Origin of the sequence: Cypionkella sp., assembly GCF_030652235.1 — a bacterium.
GTDB lineage: Bacteria > Pseudomonadota > Alphaproteobacteria > Rhodobacterales > Rhodobacteraceae > Cypionkella.
The window spans coordinates 1-20,772 of sequence record NZ_JAUSBA010000023.1; the positions used below are offsets into that span (position 1 = coordinate 1).

Consider the following 20,772-nt stretch of genomic DNA (forward strand, 5'->3'; position numbering starts at 1 on the left):
CGTCAAAAGCAACGGGCAACGGCATCAGCGCGGCCTGTTCCTCAGCCCAGACATCGGCGATGGTGCCGGGCTGCTTGCCATGGGCGGTCTCCCGCCACAACGCGAGGCAACGCTGCTCCAGCCAGGCGTTCAGCGCGGCAACCCGCTGGCAGTTCCACACCGCATCAAGGTCGAGAACCTTGTCCATCTTTTCCACATCATGGACCAGTTTCGCGATCCCATAAGTCACGATGTTGGCCCGGTAGCCGCCGGGGTACCAGTCCTGCTTGGGGATAGCTTTCTCCAAGGCCCGGAAGATGATCACCTTGGCCACGAGGCGCTTGAACCACGTCTCGTCGTACTTCTTGTCGCTCGCTGTCCAAGCTTCACCGATATCGGCCGCGAAGGCCGCGAAATTCTTTTGCGCGCCTTTGCTGACGGTGTCAGGCTTGAGGCGGAAGGACAACTCGACCTTGGCAAGATCGGTCTTGGCGAACAGCTGGGATTTTGGGTGTTCGGTGTCAAACCGTCTGCGGTCCGCCGTGCCAAGTTTCGCGCGTTCCACCTGATACTGGCCCCGGGCACGCTCATAGAACCAGCGGCTCTGGCGGCTGGCCCCTTCCGGCGGCGGTGCGAGAACCCGGCGAGAATAGCCCTCCATCCGCATGTGGAACGGGTGGTTCGAAAAGAAATCCGCCGCACTGACCTTGTTCTGGCTGTTGGCGAACCGCGAGATGTTGGGCACCACCTGGTCCGAGCTGTCCGCCGGCACCACCGTCAGTTTTAGCTGGACATGGACCTGTCCGAGGTTCTCCGGACTGTGCTTCAGGGCAGCGTGAAGCGAAGCCGTGGTCTGCCCGCCATTGACGATCTGCAGGTTCCGGGCCGACACGATCCGAACCCCCGCCCCGTCGACCTCGGTCTCGATGGCATCTGCGGTTGCCGACAACCCATTGTTGTAGCTGAAGAACATCTCCGGCTCGGCCTTGATTGTATTGCGGATGCCGTCGTTCACCGATTTCCGTGACGCCTGGATGAAGCTGCGGATGTTGGATTCCAGCAGCCGTGCGCCCCATTTCTCATAGATGTCGGCAAGCTGGCGGCCCCGGATCACGGCGAGATAGGACGGGTACTCAGTATCCGGCCCGGACGCCGCGAGCGCGGGCAAGGCACCATCGAAATCCTCGGCGAATTTCACGATGATCTTTTCTTTCGAGCCCGTCGTCTCCACCCGGTGAATGCGGGTAAGGTCCCAAATGTTGTAGGTGACCGGAATGTCGGCAATCTTGCCTGCCAGTACGGCGTCGGTGCGGGCATTGTAGACCCCGTTGGTCACGAGGATCAGCTTGACCTTGGTGATCGCGGGCCAAGCCTCGGCGATCATGGTGGCGACGCCGAATTCCGGAGATTCGATATGCAGCTCGTCACGGAAATCCCGGCGCCGCGCCGCGGCCACGAAATTGATGAGATGGCCGAAGTGCTTTTTCGCATCTGCGGCGTTCAGGCTTGCGGGCGTGTCATCCTCGAAGATCTCGCAGGCGATGACGCTGAGCACGCCGTCCGTCTCCCGTGGATCGCCGCCGTGCCCGTCGATGCGCAGAGATTTTCCGGAAGACGACCCACGATACTCGGTCCGATCGGAGGTCTCGATCTCTCCCTCGGCCTCCAGCGTCGAACATAGGCGCTCAAAGGCGAGATCCCCGATAGGAAGATCGGTCTCTGCCCCTTCGGCACGCAGGTCCAGAAGCAATTCCTGGTTGAATTAGATCAGGTTGTCCAAGGTCAGCCTCCAAGGCGATCCCGTTGAAAATACGGAAAAACAAATCACGCCAGCTCAACCCATGCTAGGCTGACACCGGTGATGAACGCAAACACACGTTCACTGATTTTGTAGAAAATTCCGATGTCAGACCGACCCGAGGAACTAGGTGGGCTTGCAGCCCCTCAAGTCATTGCCGGGCCGAGGGGTCGCACCAGTTCAATCCATCGCCTGTTTCAAAACTCCGGGACAGCCTCGCATTGTGCAGGTCGCAGCGGTGGAAGCACGAAGCCCTTTCCCCGCAACGCAGCACGCGGTTACAATAAGCTTTGATTTTTGTCTGCTTCTGGTCCGGCCCAGGATTCAGGCCAGTTTATATATGCCGGGATGTCGAACGGTCCCTCACATTCGTGTACATGTCGGCGCATAGCTGTCGGGTCGTGCCGAGAGGGCTGTTCATTTCCTGTCATACCAAGCCCCCTCACATGTCATCCAATGGCCTGCCTACTGGATCAACCGCGCGGCTGAAGCCCTGGAAGCGCGTAGATTGCCTCTCATTTCGGCCCGGGAGCTGGCCTCCACGTGCAAGTGCCGCGCAATGGCGGTGTCGCGCGCTGCCCACGACAGAGATCGAAGCTCCTCGTCGGTTGGCTCGATATCAGGATCTGCAAGGTTTATCCTGGGAACCATGATGGCACCTCTTCCAGAGACAATGTTCTCTGCAGCGTCGGATCGGCAAGGGCAATGTTGATGAGCTTAGGCGGGGCCACGAAAGTTCCTTGGCAACATGACACGGATAAGGCTGCCACAGGCCGAAGAGTGAAAACCGGAAAACCCTTATTTCTATTGGGTTTTCCGGAGTTTTTCAATGTAAACACAGCGGTATAGCCAGCACTAACTATTCCCAAGTTTACGCTTTGGGACGAGCTTTGCCCCCAGCCGGGACGATTGTGCCCCGATTTGGGAGCATCATTGCCCCGACCTACAACAAAACTCAATTCTTCTCAGCTGCAGCCGCTCGTCCCGCCGCAGGTGTTGCACTTCATGCAGGTGCCGTTGCGGACCAGCGTGTAGTTGCCGCACTCGCCGCAAGGATCGCCCTCGTAGCCTTGCATCTTTGCTTTCACCCGCAGGTCCATCGTCACGGTGCCCGTCGCCAGCGCCGTGCCGCCACTGATGGCCCCACCCATCGACCGGGCGGTTTCGGGGATCAGCATGTTCAGCGCCGAGACCGGATCGGTGCCGTTGGCCAGCGCTGTCGCCCCCATCCCACCTTGCAGCATCACCAGTTCCGACGGCAGGCGCTTGCGCAGATAGCCCGTTGAGCTGATCTGTTTCAACACTTCAAGCCCACGGGTGGCCGCCTGATCGGTCACTTCCGAGACGTTGCGCTTGCCTTCCTCGACCCCGCGACCGAGATCGTCGAACGAGGCACCCGTGGGTTTGACATGTGCAAGGTCAGTCCGATCAAGGTACGAAATCGCCAGTTCGCGGAAGATGTAATCTAGGATCGAGGTGGCGTTTTTCACAGAATCGTTGCCTTGAACCATGCCTGCCGGTTCGAAGCGGGTGAAGGTGAAGGCCTCGACATATTCTTCCAGCGGCACGCCGTATTGCAGGCCGACCGAGATCGCGATGGCGAAGTTGTTCATCATCGCGCGAAAACCCGCACCTTCCTTGTGCATGTCGATGAAAATCTCACCCAAGCGGCCGTCGACATATTCGCCGGTGCGCAGGTAGACCTTATGCCCTCCGACGATGGCTTTCTGGGTGTAGCCCTTGCGGCGCTCGGGCAGCTTTTCGCGGCTGGTACGGATGATTTCCTTGTAGATAATCTTCTCGACGATTTTCTCGGCCAGAACGGCGGCTTTTTCTTGGTTCGAGCCCGAAGACAAGATTTCTTCAGCCTCCTCGTCATCCTCTACCAAGGCCGAGGCCAAGGGCTGCGACAGCTTTGATCCGTCGCGATAGAGCGCGTTGGCTTTGATGCCCAAGGACCACGACAATTCATACGCCGCAAGCGTTTCGGCAATCGTCGCCGAATTCGGCATGTTGATGGTCTTTGAAATCGCGCCCGAGATGAACGACTGGGCAGCGGCCATCATGTAGATATGGCTGTCCACCGACAGGTAACGCTTGCCGGTTTTCCCACACGGATTGGCGCAATCGAACACCGAATAATGCGCAGGCTTCAGGAAAGGCGCGCCTTCCAGTGTCATCGTGCCGCAGACATGGTCGTTGGCGGCGTCGATCTGGGCTTTGGTAAAGCCCAGATGGCGCAGCAGATCAAAGCTGGGGTCGCGGAGCTTTTCTGCCGGGATTCCGAGGGTCTTCTTGCAAAAATCCTCGCCAATCGTCCATTGGTTGAACACAAAGCGGATATCAAAAGCCGATGGCAAAGCTGCCTCAATCTTTTCCAACTCACGCGCGCCAAAGCCGTGGCCGACAAGGGCGGTGGTGTTGATTCCGGGGCAATTGCCGATCGAGCCATGACCGACGGCATAGGCCACGATTTCAGCGGCTTGGCTCGTGGTATAACCCAGCTTTTCAAGCGCCGCAGGCACCGATTGGTTGATGATCTTGAAATAGCCACCGCCCGCCAGTTTCTTGAACTTCACCAGCGCGAAGTCAGGCTCAATACCTGTGGTGTCGCAATCCATCACCAGACCGATGGTGCCCGTTGGTGCAATCACCGTGGTCTGCGCGTTGCGGTAACCGTGCGCTTGACCAAGCGTCAGCGCCTCATCCCACGCCGATTTTGCCAGTGTCACGAGCGTTTGGTCGGGGCAGTTGGCGGCATCCAACGCCACCGGATTGACGTTGACGCCTTCATACCCGCTGGTCTTGCCATAGGCTGCGGCGCGGTGGTTGCGGATCACCCGCAGCATGTGCTGGGCGTTGCGGGCATAGCCGCTGAAAGCGCCGAGTTCGGAGGCCATCTCGGCGGAGGTTGCATAGGAAACCCCGGTCATCAGTGCCGTCAAAGCACCACAGAAGGCGCGGCCTTCGGTGGAATCGTAGCCCAACCCCATGTTCATCAAAAGCCCGCCGATATTGGCATAACCCAAACCCAGGGTGCGGAAATCATAGGACAGTTGCGCGATTTCCTTCGACGGAAATTGCGCCATCATCACAGAGATCTCCAGCGTCACCGTCCACAGCCGGGTGGCGTGAATGTAGGCGTCAGCGTCAAACTTGCCGTCCTTGAAGAAGGTCAGCAGGTTCATCGAGGCAAGGTTACAGGCGGTATCATCAAGGAACATGTATTCCGAGCAGGGGTTAGAGCCGCGAATGGCACCATCTTCCGGGCAGGTGTGCCAGGCGTTTACTGTGTCGTGAAACTGGATGCCCGGATCGGCACAGGCCCAAGCGGCATGGCCAACCTGATCCCACAGATCGCGGGCTTTCAGGGTTTTCGCGGTCTTGCCATCGGTGCGCCGGATCAGCGCCCAATCGGCATCGTCTTTCACGGCTTTCAAGAAAGCATCGGTGACGCGGACCGAGTTATTGGAGTTCTGGCCGGAGACGGTAATGTATGCCTCGGAATCCCAATCCACGTCATAGGTGGGGAATTCAATGCTGGTGAAGCCTTGCTTGGCGTATTGCAGGATACGGTTGGTATAAGTGTCCGGGATCATAGCCTTTTTGGCCGAACGGATCGCGGCTTTCAGCGCCGGGTTCTTGGCCGGGTCCACCGAGTCGTCGCTTGATCCATCCCACTGACGGATCGCGGTGAAAATCTCGTTCAGTTTCAACTCATGGGCTTTGGAACCGGCAACCAGCGAGGCAACCTTTTGTTCCTCAATCACCTTCCAGTTCACGAAAGCCTCAACATCGGGGTGATCCATATCGCAGATCACCATTTTTGCAGCCCTGCGTGTGGTGCCCCCGGATTTGATCGCACCCGCCGCGCGGTCGCCGATTTTCAGAAACCCCATCAGGCCCGAGGATTTACCGCCACCCGACAGCTTTTCGCCCTCGCCCCGCAGGCTGGAGAAGTTGGTACCAGTGCCCGAGCCATATTTGAACAGGCGCGCCTCGCGCACCCACAGATCCATGATGCCACCGTCGCCGACCAGATCATCCTTCACCGATTGGATGAAGCAGGCGTGCGGCTGCGGATGCTCATAGGCGCTACTAGATTTAGTCAGCACGCCCGTCATATGGTCGACGTAGTAGTGGCCTTGCGACGGGCCATCAATGCCGTAGGCCCAGTGCAGCCCGGTGTTGAACCATTGCGGAGAGTTCGGCGCTGCCATCTGCCGCGCCAGCATGAAGCGCATTTCGTCATAATAGGCGCGGGCATCAGCCTCGGTGGTGAAATAGCCCCCCTTCCAACCCCAGTAGGCCCAAGCGCCCGCCAGACGGTCGAAGACCTGCTTGGCAGAGGTTTCACCGACCAGGCGTTCTTCTACAGGAAGCACTGCCAGAGCATCCTCGTCGGGCACCGAGCGCCAGAGGAATTTCGGAATATCCTTTTCGCGCACGCGCTTGAGCCGTGCCGGGATACCCGCTTTACGGAAGTATTTTTGCGCCAAAACATCGGAAGCCACTTGGCTCCAGCCCTGCGGAACCTCGACCGCTTCATTGCGAAACACAACCGTGCCATCAGGATTCCGGATTTCCGACACCGTGGTCGAAAACGCCAACGCGCCATAAGCACCGGTTGCTTCGGTGGTAAACTTCCGCTCGATCTTCATCTGCCTGTCCCATGTTTTCGCGCGGTTTCTGCTGCGCCGCGTCTGTGTCCCACAATCCCTGCACCCCGCCGTCCCGTGCTTGCCGCGCCACCAAATGCGGGCGCTATGGCTCCGTCAGGGAGCGCAAACCTAGGGTTGGGCATTCTGCTGGCACACTACATCTTGTGGCAGCGGGTGGTGCGTCGTCAAATTGTCGCAATTCTTGCGCCGCATCAACGAATTTTTTACACTTAAACACTAGATTTTGTGCTTGACCTGCGGCGCATATCTAGACCTGCCATTACCCGGATGTAAGCCTTTTGCAGCCCTGTCTGCAAAATCGCGCTTAATGTGGCATCGCAACTGCCGCAAAAACCCAAGTTTCACGGCATGCTTGCGTGGTTTGGCTCAGGTGCCGTAGCAGCGCGCTGATTCCTCCACAGGCTGTGGATAAAGCCATGCGCTACCTGCGGTTGATCAACGCGATTCCCGCCGCGACGAATCCGGCGGCCATGATGAGGCCAAAAGACAACGCTTCGTCGAAAATTAAGTATCCTAAGATAATGGCGAACAGCGGGGTCAGGAAGGAAAAGCTGGCGACGGTCGAGGTCGGGTAGACAGACAGCAACCACAGCCAAGTGATGAACACACCGGCGACAATCACTCCCGCCTGAAACACCAGCCAAAACCAGTGAATGGGCTCTATATTGCGGATCAGCGGGCCGAAAAACGGTGCTGCTGCCAGTAAAATTGGCGCTGAAATCAACACCATCCAGAACAGTTGCGCTTCTGGTCCAGCCTCACGCAGCCGGGTCTTGCGTGCCAAAAATGCGGTGCCCGCCCAGCCCCAGGCGCCGACCAGAGCAAACATGTCGCCCGCAATGCTTGCGTGACCCGAGGGACTTTTTGACAGAATCGCCCAAGCGGTGCCGATGAAGGCCAGACCCAGCCCGAATCCCCGCTTGGGCGTGATCCGCTCATTCGGCAGCCAGAAATGCGCAGCAACGGCCAGCCAAAGTGGCATGGAATAGAAGATCACCGAGGCGCGGCTGACAGCCGTCAGGTCCAAGGCTATGAAAAGACAAAGAAACTCGGCTGCAAACACCGCGCCAATGGCAAGGCCGGGGCCAAGATCGGCAATCTTAATCCGATCCCATAGCCCACGATACTTCAACCACGCATAGACGAACACAATCGCCAACGCCGAGCGCAACCCTGCAAAGAATACCGGCTGCAAGCCACGATTGACCTCTTTCACCACGATCTGATTGACCGCCAACAAGAACGTCACCGCAATCAGCGCCGCCAGCCCTACCCTGTCCAGCCGCTCTTTACGCATCTTGCCCTCATTTTTGCGCCAACCTCTGGGGGCAGCAAGGTGAAGTCAAGGGCTGCAAAATCGCTGGCAGCACCGCGCGGTTTCCCTTACACGCGCCATAACAAACCGGGCAATGTAGGGGACCTTGTCATGTCGGATCTGATCGCGCGCGGGGTCGCCAAGGGCTTGCGGATGACCGATCAGCGCCGTGTGGTGGCACGGGTGATCGCGGCGGCCGAAGATCACCCGGATGTGGAAGAACTCTATGCGCGATCAGCGCAGGTTGACCCGAAGATCTCCCTTGCCACCGTGTATCGCACGGTCAAGCTGTTTGAGGAATGTGGCCTGCTGGAGCGGCTGGAGTTTGGCGATGGCCGCGCCCGTTATGAAGATGCCGAGCGCGATCACCACGACCATCTGATCGACGTGAACACCGGGCAAGTCATTGAATTTGTGGACCCCGAGATTGAAGCCCTGCAAGAGCGCATTGCGGCGCGACTGGGCTATCGGTTGATCGGACACCGTCTGGAACTGCTCGGCGTTCCGGTCAAGAAGGGATAGAGTTTGGCCTCGGATAACCTGCGCGGCATCCTGTTGATGGTGGTGTCGATGGCCCTGTTTGGGCTAGAGGACATGTTCCTGAAATGGGCAGCCGCCAGCCTGCCTGTGGGTGAGATTGTGTTTGTTTCCGGCGTGTTTGGCGTTGTGGTGTTCGTGATGATGGCTTGGCAGCAGCGGCAAAAGGTGTTCACCAAACAGGCGTTGCACCCTTGGGTTTTGGCGCGCGGGCTTGGTGAAATGGTCGGCACTTTCGCCTATATCACCGCACTTGCCACCGTGCCTTTGTCTACCGTCTCAGCGGTTTTGCAGGCGATGCCCTTGGCGGTGACGATGGCGGCGGCTTTGTTCATGCAAGAGCAGGTCGGCTGGCGGCGCTGGTCGGCGATTGCGGTCGGCTTTGCCGGCGTGCTGCTGGTGATCCGCCCCGGTTTGGATGGGTTTCGCCCCGAGGCGTTGTGGGTGCTGATCACCGTAGCGGGGCTGACTTTGCGTGACTTGGCCGCGCGGAAGATTCCACCGGAAAGTTCCACCGCGCAGGTCTCGGCTTGGGGTCTGCTCGCGGTGACATTGCTGGGCGCGCTGATGATGGCGGGATCGGGTGAAGTGGCTGTGCCAACCCTCTGGGAAACCTACGCTTTGATCGGGGCGCTTGTGTTCGGCACCGGCGGCTATTGGGCGATCATTGGAGCGACCCGCACTGGCGAGATTTCGGTGGTCGCTCCCTTCCGCTATGTCCGGCTGGTGTTTGCGGTACTGATCGGGGCGTTTGTGTTCCACGAATGGCCCGATGTCATAACCTTGTGCGGATCGGGGCTTATCGTCGCCTCGGGGCTTTATTCGTTTGCGCGCGAACGCGCCCGCAAACACGCGCTTTCCTTGAACGCACCCTTGGGCTAAGACGCCCAAGAGAGCACCATTTCCGCCCATTTGGAGGCCTGACATGAGCACGATCATTGATATCCACGCCCGCGAGATTCTCGACAGCCGCGGCAATCCCACCATTGAAGTTGATGTGTTGCTGGAAAGCGGCGCGCAGGGCCGTGCGGCGGTGCCATCGGGGGCCTCGACGGGCGCGCATGAAGCCAACGAGCGCCGCGACGGCGACAAATCGCGCTATATGGGCAAGGGCGTGTTAGAGGCTGTGGCCGCAGTCAACGGCGAGTTGGCCGAAGAAATCGTGGGCTTTGACGCGACCGAACAGGTTGGCATCGACCGCACCATGATCGAGTTGGACGGCACGCCGAACAAATCGCGTCTGGGCGCGAACGCCATTCTGGGCGTGTCTTTGGCAGTGGCGAAAGCCGCGGCAGAGTTCACCGGGCAGCCATTGTTCCGCTATGTTGGCGGCACCTCGGCGCGGATGTTGCCGGTGCCGATGATGAACATCATCAACGGCGGCGAACATGCCGATAACCCGATTGATATCCAAGAATTCATGATCATGCCGGTGGGCGCGGAAAACATCCGCGAGGCCATTCGGATGGGTTCGGAAGTGTTCCACACTCTGAAAAAAGAGCTGTCGGCGGCGGGGCATAACACCAATGTCGGCGATGAGGGCGGCTTTGCACCGAACCTGAACTCGGCCCGCGATGCGCTTGATTTCATTCTGAAGTCGATTGAGAAGGCGGGCTATCGCCCCGGTGAGGATATGTTCCTTGCGCTCGATTGTGCCGCGACCGAATACTTCAAGGGCGGCAAGTATGAGATGAAGGGCGAGGGGAAATCCCTGTCCATCGAAGAGAACGTCGATTTCTTGGCGGGCTTGGCAGCGGATTACCCGATCATCTCGATTGAAGACGGCTGTTCGGAAGACGATTGGGCAGGCTGGAAGCTGTTGACCGACAGGCTGGGCGACAAAATTCAGCTGGTTGGCGACGATTTGTTCGTGACCAATCCGCGTCGTTTGGCCGAGGGCATCAAGGCCGGTTGCGCCAATTCGATGCTGGTGAAGGTCAACCAGATCGGCACCCTGACCGAAACATTGCAAGCCGTGGATATGGCGCATCGCGCGCGTTATACCAATGTGATGTCGCATCGTTCGGGCGAAACCGAAGACAGCACGATTGCTGACTTGGCGGTTGCGACCAACTGCGGCCAGATCAAAACCGGCTCGCTGTCGCGCTCGGATCGGTTGGCGAAATACAACCAGCTGATCCGTATTGAGGAAATGCTGGGCGAGACGGCGGAATATGCCGGGCGCTCTATCCTGCGCGGCTAAGGCTTTCTGAAAGCGATTTTGAAACCACGCAAAGTATTGCTTTGCGTGGTTTTTTCATGGGTTAAAGCGACTTCAGCAAGCGGCCGGGGCGGAAATCGGCCAGCAAGGGATGCTCGCCCTGCCCCATGATTTCAGCCGCTAAAGCCTCTCCAGCCAAAGCGGAAAGCGTTATCCCCGAGTGCATCACGGCAAGGCTCAGTCCCGGTTGCACAGTGCCGATCAGCGGCAGGCCATCGGCGGGGACGGGGCGATAACCAAGGGCGAAGCGGTCCAGTGTCAGATCGGGCGCGTTGAAGCGGGCGCGCAGGCGGTGGATCGTGGCTTCGGCCATCGCAGAGGGGACGGCGATAGACTCGGAGGCATCTGCCTGATGGTTGGCCACACCGGGGGCAAGCAAAGCACCGCTGGGGTCTTGGCGGATTTCCTGATCGGGGGTGACAAGGATATGGTTGACGCGCCAGCCGACAGGTTTGCTGTAAACCATGATGCCGGGGCGGGCGAGCATTGGCAAATCAAGCCCAATCGGTGCCAGCAGTGCAGGCGTGGCGATGCCAGCGGCCAGCACGGTATGATCGGCGCTGAACGGACCGATCGCCGTGCGCACGCCCTTGATCTGACCGCCGTTTTCAATCAGCGATTTGGCTGCGATACCACTTAGAATCTTAGCTCCCGAGGCTGCGAGCAGCGCGCGGGTCAGAGCGACGGGGTCGACGGCACCTTCGATTGCGATATGCAAGGCTTGAGCGGGGGGATTGGCTAAGTGAGGCTCTAACTTAGCGATTTCGGCGCGGGTTACAGGCGTAGCGGGATAGCCGAGGGCCGCAAGTTCTTCGGCTTTTTGGTCAAAGCCCTGCCCTTCGTGCTCAAACCACAAAGTGCCTTGCCAGTTTGGCGCGTGGTCGGACAGCACGGCTGCCAATCGGTGATGCGCGGACATCGCTGCCACCCGCAAGTGGTGGTGGGCGGGCGATGCGTAGAAACTGGCGTTGATCCAGCCAAAGCTGCGGCCCGAGGCGGCGCTGGCGGGGGATGCGGATTCCAACACTGTCACTTTGGCCCCTGCGCGCGCGAGGTGAAAGGCAAGGCTGGCCCCGATGATGCCTGCGCCGATGATGAGGACGGATTGCGGCATGGGGCCTCCTTTCCGCTCAGCGTTGCATGGGGGTTCGGCATTGGAAAGGGGGGCTTGTTTGGGGAGATGTGCTGCGGCAGATTGCGGCGATGGATCACAAAAGCTTTGTTGCAAACCTTGCGCCTGATCTACGGGCGCGGCTGATTGCGCGGTCGGATCGGGCCGGGCTTTGGCATTTGGCGGGGCATCTGGGGGCGATTGTTGGCGTGGGTGCGCTGATCGCATTGGGTGTGCCGGGGTGGTGGATTTTGCTGCCGGTGCAGGGTGTGCTGATCGTGTTTTTGTTCACGCTGGAGCATGAGGCGACGCATAAGACGCCGTTTGCGTCGGAACGGTTCAATGAAGCCGTAGGGCACTTTTGCGGATTCTTGTTGCTTCTGCCGTTTCAGTGGTTCCGCTACTTTCATCTGGCGCATCACCGCTGGACCAATCTGGCGGGCAAAGACCCCGAACTTGCTTCGGAAAAACCAAGCGGGCTGAAGGCTTGGCTGTGGCATGTTTCGGGACTTCCGTATTGGATTTCGGAAGTGAAGCTGCTGGTTGATCTGGGCGGTGGCCGGGCGGAGGCGGAATACTTGCCCGCCAGTGCCCTGCCCCGGATCCTAGCCGAGGCGCGGGGGATGATCATGGGGTATGCGGCGGTCTTGGCCAGTTTGCTGATCAGCCCGCTGTTGTTCTGGGTCTGGCTGCTGCCCGTCGTGCTGGGCCAGCCCGCGCTGCGGCTGTATCTTTTGGCCGAGCATGGCGACTGCCCGCAGGTGGTGAATATGTTTGAGAACACCCGCACCACCTTCACCACGGCGCTGATGCGGTTTTTGGCGTGGAACATGCCCTATCATGTCGAGCATCACGTCTATCCGGCGGTACCGTTTCATCAGTTGCCTGCGTTGCACAAGCTGATGAAGACGGAGTTGCGCGAAACGGCCGATGGCTATGCGGCGTTTACCAAGGGCTACCTCGTGCGGCGAATGTAATGGTTACAAGTTAGCCGTGGCGTGGGGCTTGGCGCGGGGGTAGCTAGGGCCATGGAAAACATCTCCCCCAAGAATGAAGACTCGCTGCGTGGCTTTGGCTTTGCGCTGACCGCCTATCTTTTGTGGGGGTTTCTGCCGATCTTCATGAAGGCGGTTGGGCATATTTCGCCGGCGGAAGTGATCGCGCATCGGGTGATCTGGTCGATTCCGATTGCGGGCGCGGTGCTTTGGGCGACGGGGCGGACGGCGGATTTGTGGGTGGCTTTGCGCACACCGCGGATGCTGCTGATGGGCTTCGCGACGGCGGCATTGATCTCGGTGAACTGGGGGATTTACGTTTGGTCGATTGGCGCGGGCCATGCGCTGGATGCGGCTTTGGGCTATTATATCAACCCGTTGTTCTCGGTGTTTCTGGGGGCTGTGCTGCTGGGCGAGCGGCTAAGCCGCGCGCAGAAAGGCGCGATTGCGTTGGCGGCATTGGCGGTGCTGGTGCTGACGATTGAGGCGGGCAAGCTGCCGCTGGTGGCTTTGGGGCTGACGGTGACTTGGGGGATTTACGCTTACCTCAAGAAATCGCTTCCAATCGGGCCGAACCAAGGGTTTTTCCTTGAGGTGTTGATCCTGTTGCCGTTTGCGCTGGCCTATGTGATTTGGGCGCAGGCGACGGGGCGCAGTCATTTCATGGCGGGGGTGACGTCGGATACCGTGCTTTTGCTGTCGTGCGGATTGGTGACGGCCGTGCCACTGATGGTCTATGCCAATGGCGCAAAGCTGCTGCGGTTATCAACCATTGGCATCATGCAATATATCGCGCCAACGATGATCTTCCTGACGGCGGTGTTCGTGTTTGGCGAGCCGTTTGGGCGCGGCAAGATGATTGCGTTTCCGATGATATGGGTGGCGCTGGTGATTTATACGGTGTCGATGGTGCGGCAAGCGCGGGCGGTGGGAAGGTAGCGGCGCGCGCTTTATGTCTTCCCCGCGGGGAGTGAGTTGTGGTTAACGCGCAATTCAGCACAAATTATGGGCGGCTGATCTGTCCACCACCTACCGCTGCCGCAACCCCAGTGGTGCTTGGGCAGGAGGTTGGCAGGCCGAAGGCGACGCGGGCGGCGAGGTAGGCGAAGGCTTGCGCCTCTAACATATCTCCATTTAACCCTGCATTTTCAATCGGTTCAGCTGTGCAATTCATGCGTTGCGTTAGTTGCGCCATCATAGCGGCGTTGTGGCGACCGCCGCCCGCGACCAGAAGACGGGTGATGGGATGCGGGAAATGCTCGGCGGCTTTGGCGACGCAGGCGGCGGCAATCGCGGTCAGGGTGGCGGCAGCATCGGCGTTGGAGAGTTTGTGGGTTTTCTTGAAAAACGGCTGGAAATCGTTGCGGTCGAGCGACTTCGGCGGGATTTTGTGGAAATAGGCTTGGGTTAGGAAAGCCTGCACCAGTTTTTCATCCACGCGCCCCGTTGTGGCCAAAGCACCGCTTTCGTCTTGGGGAAGGCCAAGGCGAATTTGCATCAGATCGTTAACGGGCGCGTTGGCGGGGCCGGTGTCAAACGCCAACAGCGCACCGGGCGTGTCTGGGTTGGGCTGGCTGGGGTCGATCCAGGTGATATTGCCGACGCCGCCAAGATTCAGGATCGCAAGCGGTTCGGGGGCATGGATATACTTGGCGCAGGCAAAGTGAAAGAATGGGGCGAGGGGTGCGCCCTGCCCGCCCATTTGCACATCGCTAGAGCGAAAATCCCAGACCACAGGCAGGTTTAGCGCTTGCGCCAGAAGCTGGCCGTTGCCGGCTTGGTGGGTGCGGGCGTGGCCCGGATCATGCGCAAGGGTCTGGCCGTGAAAGCCGATCATCTCGGCACCAGAGAAGCGGGCGAGAATTTCGGCATGGGCAGTCTCAACCACTTCGGCGGCGGCGGCCACGTCTGGATCACCCGGCCACTGGCCGAAGGCTTTGCGGATGGTGGCCTGTTCGGCGGCGGTGTAGGGGCGGTAGGCATCGGGGCCGAACTCTAAGATCTCATGCCCATCGGTGCGCAGCGTGGCGGCATCGACTCCGTCCAGCGAGGTGCCCGACATTGTGCCCAAAACCCAAACAGCACCCTGTTTCGCCATCTTCCCCTTGGCCCCCTCGCCCGCTATACCCGCCCTACCTTAAAGCATGAGTGTGCCATGACCTACCATCCGAAATCTGATTTCATGCGTGTGATGATGACCCGCGGGTATCTCGCCGATTGCACGGATTATCAGGCGCTTGACGAGGCTTTGGCCAAGGGCGTGGTGCCGGGCTATATCGGCTTTGATGCCACGGCGAAAAGCCTGCATGTGGGCAGCCTGATCCAGATCATGATGCTGCGGTGGCTGCAGAAATGTGGCGGCAAACCGATCGTGCTGATGGGCGGCGGCACGACCAAGGTGGGCGATCCCAGCTTTCGCGCCGATGAGCGGCCATTGCTGACCAACGCGCAGATCGATGACAATATCGCGGGCATCAAGCGGGCGTTTTCGCCGTATGTGACGTTTGGCGATGGGGCTACCGATGCGGTGATGGTGAATAACGCCGAATGGCTGGACGATCTGAACTACCTTGGCTTTCTGCGCGACATCGGCAAGCATTTCAGCGTCAATCGGATGTTGTCCTTTGAAAGTGTCAAATCGCGGTTGGACCGTGAGCAATCACTGTCGTTCCTAGAGTTCAACTATATGATTTTGCAGGCTTATGACTTTTTGGAACTGAACCGCCGCTATGGCTGTCTCGTGCAGATGGGCGGCAGCGATCAGTGGGGCAATATCGTCAACGGCGTGGATTTGACCCGCCGGGTGATCGATCATGAAGTGTATGGTTTGACCTCACCTTTGCTGACCACTTCGGACGGCAAAAAGATGGGCAAATCGCAGTCTGGCGCGGTGTGGCTGAATGCCGATATGTATTCGCCCTATGAGTTCTGGCAGTTCTGGCGCAACACCACCGACGCCGATGTGGGGAAGTTTCTGAAGCTGTATACTGAACTGCCGCTGGAGGAATGTGATCGGCTGGGCGCATTGGAAGGCTCGGCGATCAATGATGCCAAGATCGTTTTGGCCAATGCGGTGACCGGTTTGCTGCATGGCGTGGAGGCTGCTTTGGCCGCGGAAGCCACCGCGCGCGAGGTGTTTGAAAAGGGCGGCGTGGGGAATGATTTGCCGACGTTGCGGGTGCTGGCGTCAGAGTTGTCGGATGGTCTGGGCATCGTGCAACTGTTCGTGCGCGCGGGCTTAGCGGCCACTGGCAAGGATGCCAAACGTCTGATCCAAGAAGGCGGCGCGCGGATGAATGACGAGTTGGTGACGGATGCGGGCCTGCGCGTGGGGGCTGGGATGCTGGTGGAACCGTTAAAGCTGACGGCGGGCAAGAAGCGTCATGCTTTGGTGGTTTTGGACTAAGCCATTGATTTAGGGTGTGGAAAAGGGGGCCGTTCTGGCCCCCTTTTTTGTTTGTGACTGCATGTTCGCCGTTAGTGAACGGGCGCTCTTATTGCTGAACGGTGACTTTCGTCATCACGTCAGGCGTCGCTGGCGGCTCGCCGCGCTGGATGGCGTCGACCACATCCATGCCTTTGATGACTTTGCCAATAACGGTGTATTGGCCGTTCAGGAAATCGCCCGGCGCGAACATGATGAAGAACTGGCTGTTGGCACTGTCAGGATCAGCGGAACGCGCCATGCCAACGATGCCACGCGCAAACGGCACGTCCGAGAATTCAGCCGGAATGTTCGGCATATCAGAGCCGCCCATACCAGCTTGCCCGGTATCGCCGCCTGCTTTGCCGAATTGCACATCGCCGGTTTGCGCCATGAAGCCATCAATGACACGGTGGAACACCACGCCATCATAAGCGCCTTTTTGCGCCAGAGCGGTGATTTGGGCGACGTGTTTCGGCGCGTCTTTGGTGTCAAGATCAATCACGATCTCGCCTTTGGCCGCACCGGAAACCTCAATCACCAGGTTCGGACCGGGGCCGTCGCCTTCGGCAAAAGCAGGGGCCGCGGTCAACAGCAAGGCTGCAAGGATGTTACGCAACATCGGCAGCCACCCGCACGGTGATCATGCGATCGGGGTTTGCTGGCGGTTCGCCCTTGGTGATTTTATCGACATGTTCCATGCCTTTGATCACGCGACCGTAAACCGTATATTGGCGGTTCAGGAAGTGGTTGTCGGAAAAGTTGATGAAAAACTGGCTGTTGGCCGAGTTCGGGCTGGCCGAACGCGCAGCGCCAATCGTGCCACGGTCATGCGGGATGCCGGAAAACTCGGCTGGCAGATCGGGATGCTCGGATCCGCCCGTGCCCGCGCGGCGCAGGTTGAAATCGCTTTCCATGTTGCCATTGGCGACATCGCCGGTCTGCGCCATGAAGCCGTCAATCACGCGGTGAAAGCAGACGTTGTCGTAAGCCTTTGCGCGGGCAAGGGTTTTCATCCGCTCGACATGCTTGGGTGCAATGTCGTTCAGCAGTTCCAGAACCACCTCGCCATCCTTCAGGGTGATGATGATGGTGTTTTCCGGGTCTTTGATCTCGGCCATGGGGCGCATCCTTATTTTGATCTGGGGCGGAAAGTAACCATCCAAGGCCGGAAGGGGAAGGGCTTAAGCGTGTTGCGTTGACGGGAATTCACTCTGCGCCCGAACACGTTTGCAAGAGCATTCGCTGCCTCGGGCGCAAAGAGAATACGAGACCCCAATCGAACGCACCACACTCTAGGTTGACGAATGCGTGAGATCGGCGGAAACAGTTGCAAACAGTTATGGAGGCATCAATGGCCTGGAAGACGATCGACGATATGGGTCTGGCCGGTAAAACCGTGCTGACCCGTGTGGATATCAACGTGCCGATGGAAAACGGCGTGGTGAGTGATGCGACGCGGATCGAGAAAATCGTGCCCACGGTTGAGGATTTGATCGCACGTGGGGCCAAGGTGGTGTTGCTGGCGCATTTTGATCGGCCCAAGGGCAAGATTGTGCCCCAGATGAGCCTTGTCCATGTGCAGGGCGCTTTGGAAGCGGCTTTGCGGCGCCGCGTGGTGTTTGGGGCCGATTGTGTGGGCGATGTCGCCAAGGCCGCGATTTCTGAGGCCGCGCAGGGCGATGTGGTGCTGCTGGAGAACACCCGGTTCCATCCGGGCGAGGAAAAGAACGATCCGAACTTGGCCGCGCAGATGGCGGCTTTGGGCGATGTGTTTGTGAATGACGCGTTTTCGGCGGCACACCGTGCGCATGCTTCAACCGCTGGGATAGCAGCGCTGTTGCCCTCGGCTGCGGGGCGGTTGATGGAGGCGGAGTTGAAGGCACTTGAGGCGGCGTTGGGCGATCCGGTGCGGCCTGTGGTGGCGGTTGTGGGTGGGGCGAAAGTTTCGACCAAGCTGGAATTGCTGGGCAATTTGGTGGGCCGCGTCGATCATCTGGTGATCGGCGGCGGGATGGCGAACACGTTCTTGGTGGCCCAGGGGGTTGAGGTTGGCAAATCTCTGGCCGAGCGGGACATGGCCGCGACGGCGTTAGAGATTGTAGAGAAGGCCAAGGCTTCGGGCTGTGTGATTCATTTGCCCGTCGATGTGGTTGTGGCCCGCGCGTTCAAGGCGGGGGCTGCGAATGAAACCGTCAGCGTCAAGGATTGCCCCAGCGATGCGATGATCTTGGATGCGGGGCCGAAGACGGTGGCGGCGCTGACCAAGGTATTCGAGGGCTGCAAGACGCTGATCTGGAACGGGCCGCTGGGGGCGTTTGAGATTGAACCGTTCAATGCGGCCACCAATGCGGCGGCGCGGGCTGCGGCACGGCTGACCAAGGATGGCAAGCTGGTGTCGGTGGCAGGCGGCGGCGATACGGTGGCGGCATTGAATCAGGCCGGGGCTGCGCAGGATTTCACCTTTATTTCCACCGCTGGCGGGGCGTTTCTGGAGTGGATGGAAGGCAAGACTTTGCCGGGCGTGGCGGCACTGGGGTAACGCGTGTCCACGCGTGAACAACCGCTTGATGCGTGACAAATCAAGGGTTTACAAGATCTCGGTCAGGTTTTGTTAACTTATGACGCGCTGGGACGGCAGCTTTGCCCCCGGCGCGTTTGTCTATTCGGCGCGGGTGGCGCGCTGGGCGTTCGGGCCGCGTGCCGTTTTCGCTCCGCCGAGGCTGCACCCGTGGGGGGTGGTTGTTGCGAGGCCGCCTTATCCGTGTTTGACACGAAAGCCTTGCTGCGGTGCGAATTCTACTGGCGTCGGGCGCTGCGGATTTGCATGATCGTCGCGTAGAGCGGAGGGTGTGGCATGGCGATCTGGGCTTTGGTGACCGGGGCTTCCGAGGGGCTGGGGCGGGAATTTGCCACTTTGGCCGCCAAAGATGGCTTTGACGTGATCCTCACTGCGCGCTCGGTGGATAAGCTTCAGGCCCATGCGACCAGTCTGCGGCGGGCTTACACTGTGGCGGTCGAGGTGATCCCCGCCGATTTGACCGACCCTGTCGCGGTAGAGCGGTTGTGGGATCAGGCCAGCCGCGGGCGGCAGATTGGCGTGTTGGTGAACAATGCAGGACTGGGCCACAATGGTGATCTGACCGACGCCGAAGGCTGGCCGCGTGAGGCTGATAGCCTTGCGGTGAATGTGATTGCGGCGACGATCCTGCTGAAACGCGCGGCGGCGCATATGAAGGCGCAGGGGTCTGGGCGGATCATCAATGTGGCCTCCACGGCGGGGTTTATGCCGGGGCCGCATATGGCGGTGTATCACGCCACCAAGGCCTATCTGCTCAGCCTGTCCGAAGCCGCCTCCGAGGAATTGCGCGGGTCAGGGGTGACGGTGACGGCGGTGTGTCCGGGGCCAACGGCGACGCAGTTCTTTGCTGCGGCTGAGGTGGAGAAGAAGCTGGTGATCTCGCGCCTGCCGCTGCCCACGGCGCAAAGCGTGGCGCTTGCAGGCTGGGAAGCGATGAACAAGGGCCGACGGGTGAAGGTGGTGGGGGGCATGAACAAGCTGTTTGCCTTCGCGCCCCGCATTGCCCCGCGCCGGATGATCGCGTTTATGGCAGGTATCTTCCTGAAAAAGCGCTGGTAAAGCGTTGTTAGCGCAACCAATATTGCGCGGCGCTTCGAACCTTTCTACCACCAAACTGACCTTTCCCGGATGGAGCATAAGATGCGCGCGACCAAAGCAGTTCAAAAAATCCTAGCCAATTACGAAGGCGAAACCCCCGGCGTGAAGGCCAATCTGTGCCGGATGCTGATGGAGGGTAAACTCGGCGGCACCGGAAAAATGATCATTCTGCCGGTGGATCAGGGCTTTGAGCATGGGCCGGCGCGGAACTTCGCGGTCAATCCGGCGGGCTATGACCCGCATTACCATTATCAGTTGGCGATTGACGCCGGGCTGAATGCGTTTGCCTCACCTTTGGGGATGCTGGAAGCCGGGGCGGATACTTTTGCCGGGCAGATTCCGACGATTTTGAAGGTGAACTCGGCCAATTCGTTGATGTCAGATACGGCGGGGAAGAATCAGGCAGTGACGGCGAGCGTAGACGATGCTTTGCGGCTGGGTTGTGCGGCGATTGGCTTTACGATTTATCCGGGTTCCGACATGCAGCTTGATATGTATGAAGAAATCGTCGCGATGCGGCGCGAGGCGGCTGCCAAGGGTGTGGCGACGGTGATCTGGTCTTATCCGCGTGGCGAAGCGATCACCAAAGACGGCGAGACCGCGATTGACGTGGCGGCCTATGCGGCGCAGATCGCGGCGCTTTTGGGCGCGCATATCATCAAGATCAAGCTGTCGACCGATCATCTGATGCTGCCAGAGGCGAAGAAGGTCTATGAGAAAGAGCAGATTGATATCGCAACCCAAGCGGCTCGGGTGAAGCATTGTATGGATGCCTCGTTCGCGGGCCGGCGGATTGTGGTGTTCTCGGGTGGGGCCTCGAAGGGCGTCGATGCCGTCTATGATGACGCGCGGGCGATCCGTGATGGCGGCGGCAATGGCTCGATCATCGGGCGTAATTCGTTCCAACGCAAACGCGAAGATGCTTTGGCGATGCTGAGCAAGTTGGTCGATATCTACAAGGGCAAGGCCTGAGTTTTCTGACTGCGGTTGGTGGGCGCGCTGGACAGGGTTCTGGCGCGCCTTACGGATTT

Annotated in this window: 15 protein-coding genes and 1 pseudogene; 9 read left to right on the forward strand and 7 right to left on the reverse strand. The window is 59.4% G+C overall.

Annotation, left to right across the window (positions count from 1 at the left end; genetic code table 11):
* Nucleotides 1-166: 166 nt before the first annotated feature.
* The 3 genes and pseudogenes from Q7V03_RS06375 to Q7V03_RS06385 all read right to left on the reverse strand — a co-directional run.
* Nucleotides 167-1,363: pseudogene (locus Q7V03_RS06375) on the reverse strand (AIPR family protein); the annotation flags it as partial.
* Between the two features lie 1,379 nt (nucleotides 1,364-2,742).
* Complete coding sequence (locus Q7V03_RS06380; RefSeq protein WP_304924770.1) at nucleotides 2,743-6,438, reverse strand: vitamin B12-dependent ribonucleotide reductase; 3,696 nt, start codon at nucleotides 6,436-6,438, stop codon at nucleotides 2,743-2,745.
* Between the two features lie 442 nt (nucleotides 6,439-6,880).
* Nucleotides 6,881-7,756 (reverse strand): DMT family transporter, encoded by an 876-nt coding sequence (locus Q7V03_RS06385; protein WP_304924771.1) that lies wholly within the window; start codon nucleotides 7,754-7,756, stop codon nucleotides 6,881-6,883.
* 129 nt (nucleotides 7,757-7,885) lie between these two features.
* Here Q7V03_RS06385 and Q7V03_RS06390 point away from each other — a divergent pair, with 129 nt between their 5' ends.
* Genes Q7V03_RS06390 through eno form a run of 3 tightly spaced genes read left to right on the forward strand, consistent with a single transcriptional unit; the run spans nucleotide 7,886 to nucleotide 10,514 of the window.
* Nucleotides 7,886-8,296, forward strand: coding sequence for a Fur family transcriptional regulator (locus Q7V03_RS06390; protein WP_304924772.1), 411 nt, complete (start codon nucleotides 7,886-7,888; stop codon nucleotides 8,294-8,296).
* Nucleotides 8,297-8,299: 3 nt separating this feature from the next.
* Nucleotides 8,300-9,193: a DMT family transporter gene (locus Q7V03_RS06395; protein ID WP_304924773.1), complete on the forward strand. Its 894-nt coding sequence runs from the start codon at nucleotides 8,300-8,302 to the stop codon at nucleotides 9,191-9,193.
* A 43-nt stretch (nucleotides 9,194-9,236) separates the two neighbouring features.
* Nucleotides 9,237-10,514, forward strand: coding sequence for a phosphopyruvate hydratase (gene eno, locus Q7V03_RS06400; RefSeq protein ID WP_304924774.1), 1,278 nt, complete (start codon nucleotides 9,237-9,239; stop codon nucleotides 10,512-10,514).
* A gap of 61 nt (nucleotides 10,515-10,575) precedes the next feature.
* Here the strand turns inward: eno and Q7V03_RS06405 are convergent, their stop codons facing one another.
* Nucleotides 10,576-11,646, reverse strand: coding sequence for an FAD-binding oxidoreductase (locus Q7V03_RS06405; RefSeq protein ID WP_304924775.1), 1,071 nt, complete (start codon nucleotides 11,644-11,646; stop codon nucleotides 10,576-10,578).
* Between the two features lie 68 nt (nucleotides 11,647-11,714).
* On the opposite strand from Q7V03_RS06405, the gene Q7V03_RS06410 reads away from it, so the two are divergent.
* Entirely contained in the window at nucleotides 11,715-12,620 is a 906-nt protein-coding gene (locus Q7V03_RS06410; RefSeq protein WP_304924776.1) for a fatty acid desaturase, read from the forward strand.
* A 51-nt stretch (nucleotides 12,621-12,671) separates the two neighbouring features.
* Nucleotides 12,672-13,577: an EamA family transporter RarD gene (gene rarD, locus Q7V03_RS06415; RefSeq protein ID WP_304924777.1), complete on the forward strand. Its 906-nt coding sequence runs from the start codon at nucleotides 12,672-12,674 to the stop codon at nucleotides 13,575-13,577.
* Between the two features lie 64 nt (nucleotides 13,578-13,641).
* On the opposite strand, the gene Q7V03_RS06420 is transcribed toward rarD, so the two are convergent.
* Nucleotides 13,642-14,736, reverse strand: coding sequence for an anhydro-N-acetylmuramic acid kinase (locus Q7V03_RS06420; RefSeq protein ID WP_304924778.1), 1,095 nt, complete (start codon nucleotides 14,734-14,736; stop codon nucleotides 13,642-13,644).
* Between the two features lie 57 nt (nucleotides 14,737-14,793).
* On the opposite strand from Q7V03_RS06420, the gene tyrS reads away from it, so the two are divergent.
* Nucleotides 14,794-16,044: a tyrosine--tRNA ligase gene (tyrS, locus tag Q7V03_RS06425; protein WP_304924779.1), complete on the forward strand. Its 1,251-nt coding sequence runs from the start codon at nucleotides 14,794-14,796 to the stop codon at nucleotides 16,042-16,044.
* A gap of 88 nt (nucleotides 16,045-16,132) precedes the next feature.
* Here tyrS and Q7V03_RS06430 read toward each other — a convergent pair whose 3' ends face one another.
* Together Q7V03_RS06430 and Q7V03_RS06435 are read right to left on the reverse strand one after the other, a co-directional pair.
* Complete coding sequence (locus tag Q7V03_RS06430) at nucleotides 16,133-16,684, reverse strand: peptidylprolyl isomerase (RefSeq protein WP_304924780.1); 552 nt, start codon at nucleotides 16,682-16,684, stop codon at nucleotides 16,133-16,135.
* A complete protein-coding gene (locus Q7V03_RS06435) occupies nucleotides 16,674-17,183 on the reverse strand; it encodes a peptidylprolyl isomerase (RefSeq protein WP_304924781.1) in 510 nt (169 codons plus the stop codon). The genes Q7V03_RS06430 and Q7V03_RS06435 overlap by 11 nt, the downstream gene beginning before the upstream one ends.
* Nucleotides 17,184-17,416: 233 nt before the next feature.
* Between Q7V03_RS06435 and pgk the strand changes: the two genes are divergently transcribed.
* From pgk to Q7V03_RS06450, 3 genes are all read left to right on the forward strand, one after another.
* Complete coding sequence (pgk, locus tag Q7V03_RS06440) at nucleotides 17,417-18,604, forward strand: phosphoglycerate kinase (RefSeq protein ID WP_304924782.1); 1,188 nt, start codon at nucleotides 17,417-17,419, stop codon at nucleotides 18,602-18,604.
* Between the two features lie 315 nt (nucleotides 18,605-18,919).
* A complete protein-coding gene (locus Q7V03_RS06445; RefSeq protein WP_304924783.1) occupies nucleotides 18,920-19,702 on the forward strand; it encodes an SDR family oxidoreductase in 783 nt (260 codons plus the stop codon).
* An 81-nt stretch (nucleotides 19,703-19,783) separates the two neighbouring features.
* Nucleotides 19,784-20,713, forward strand: coding sequence for a class I fructose-bisphosphate aldolase (locus Q7V03_RS06450; RefSeq protein WP_304924784.1), 930 nt, complete (start codon nucleotides 19,784-19,786; stop codon nucleotides 20,711-20,713).
* The last annotated feature ends 59 nt before the right edge of the window (nucleotides 20,714-20,772 follow it).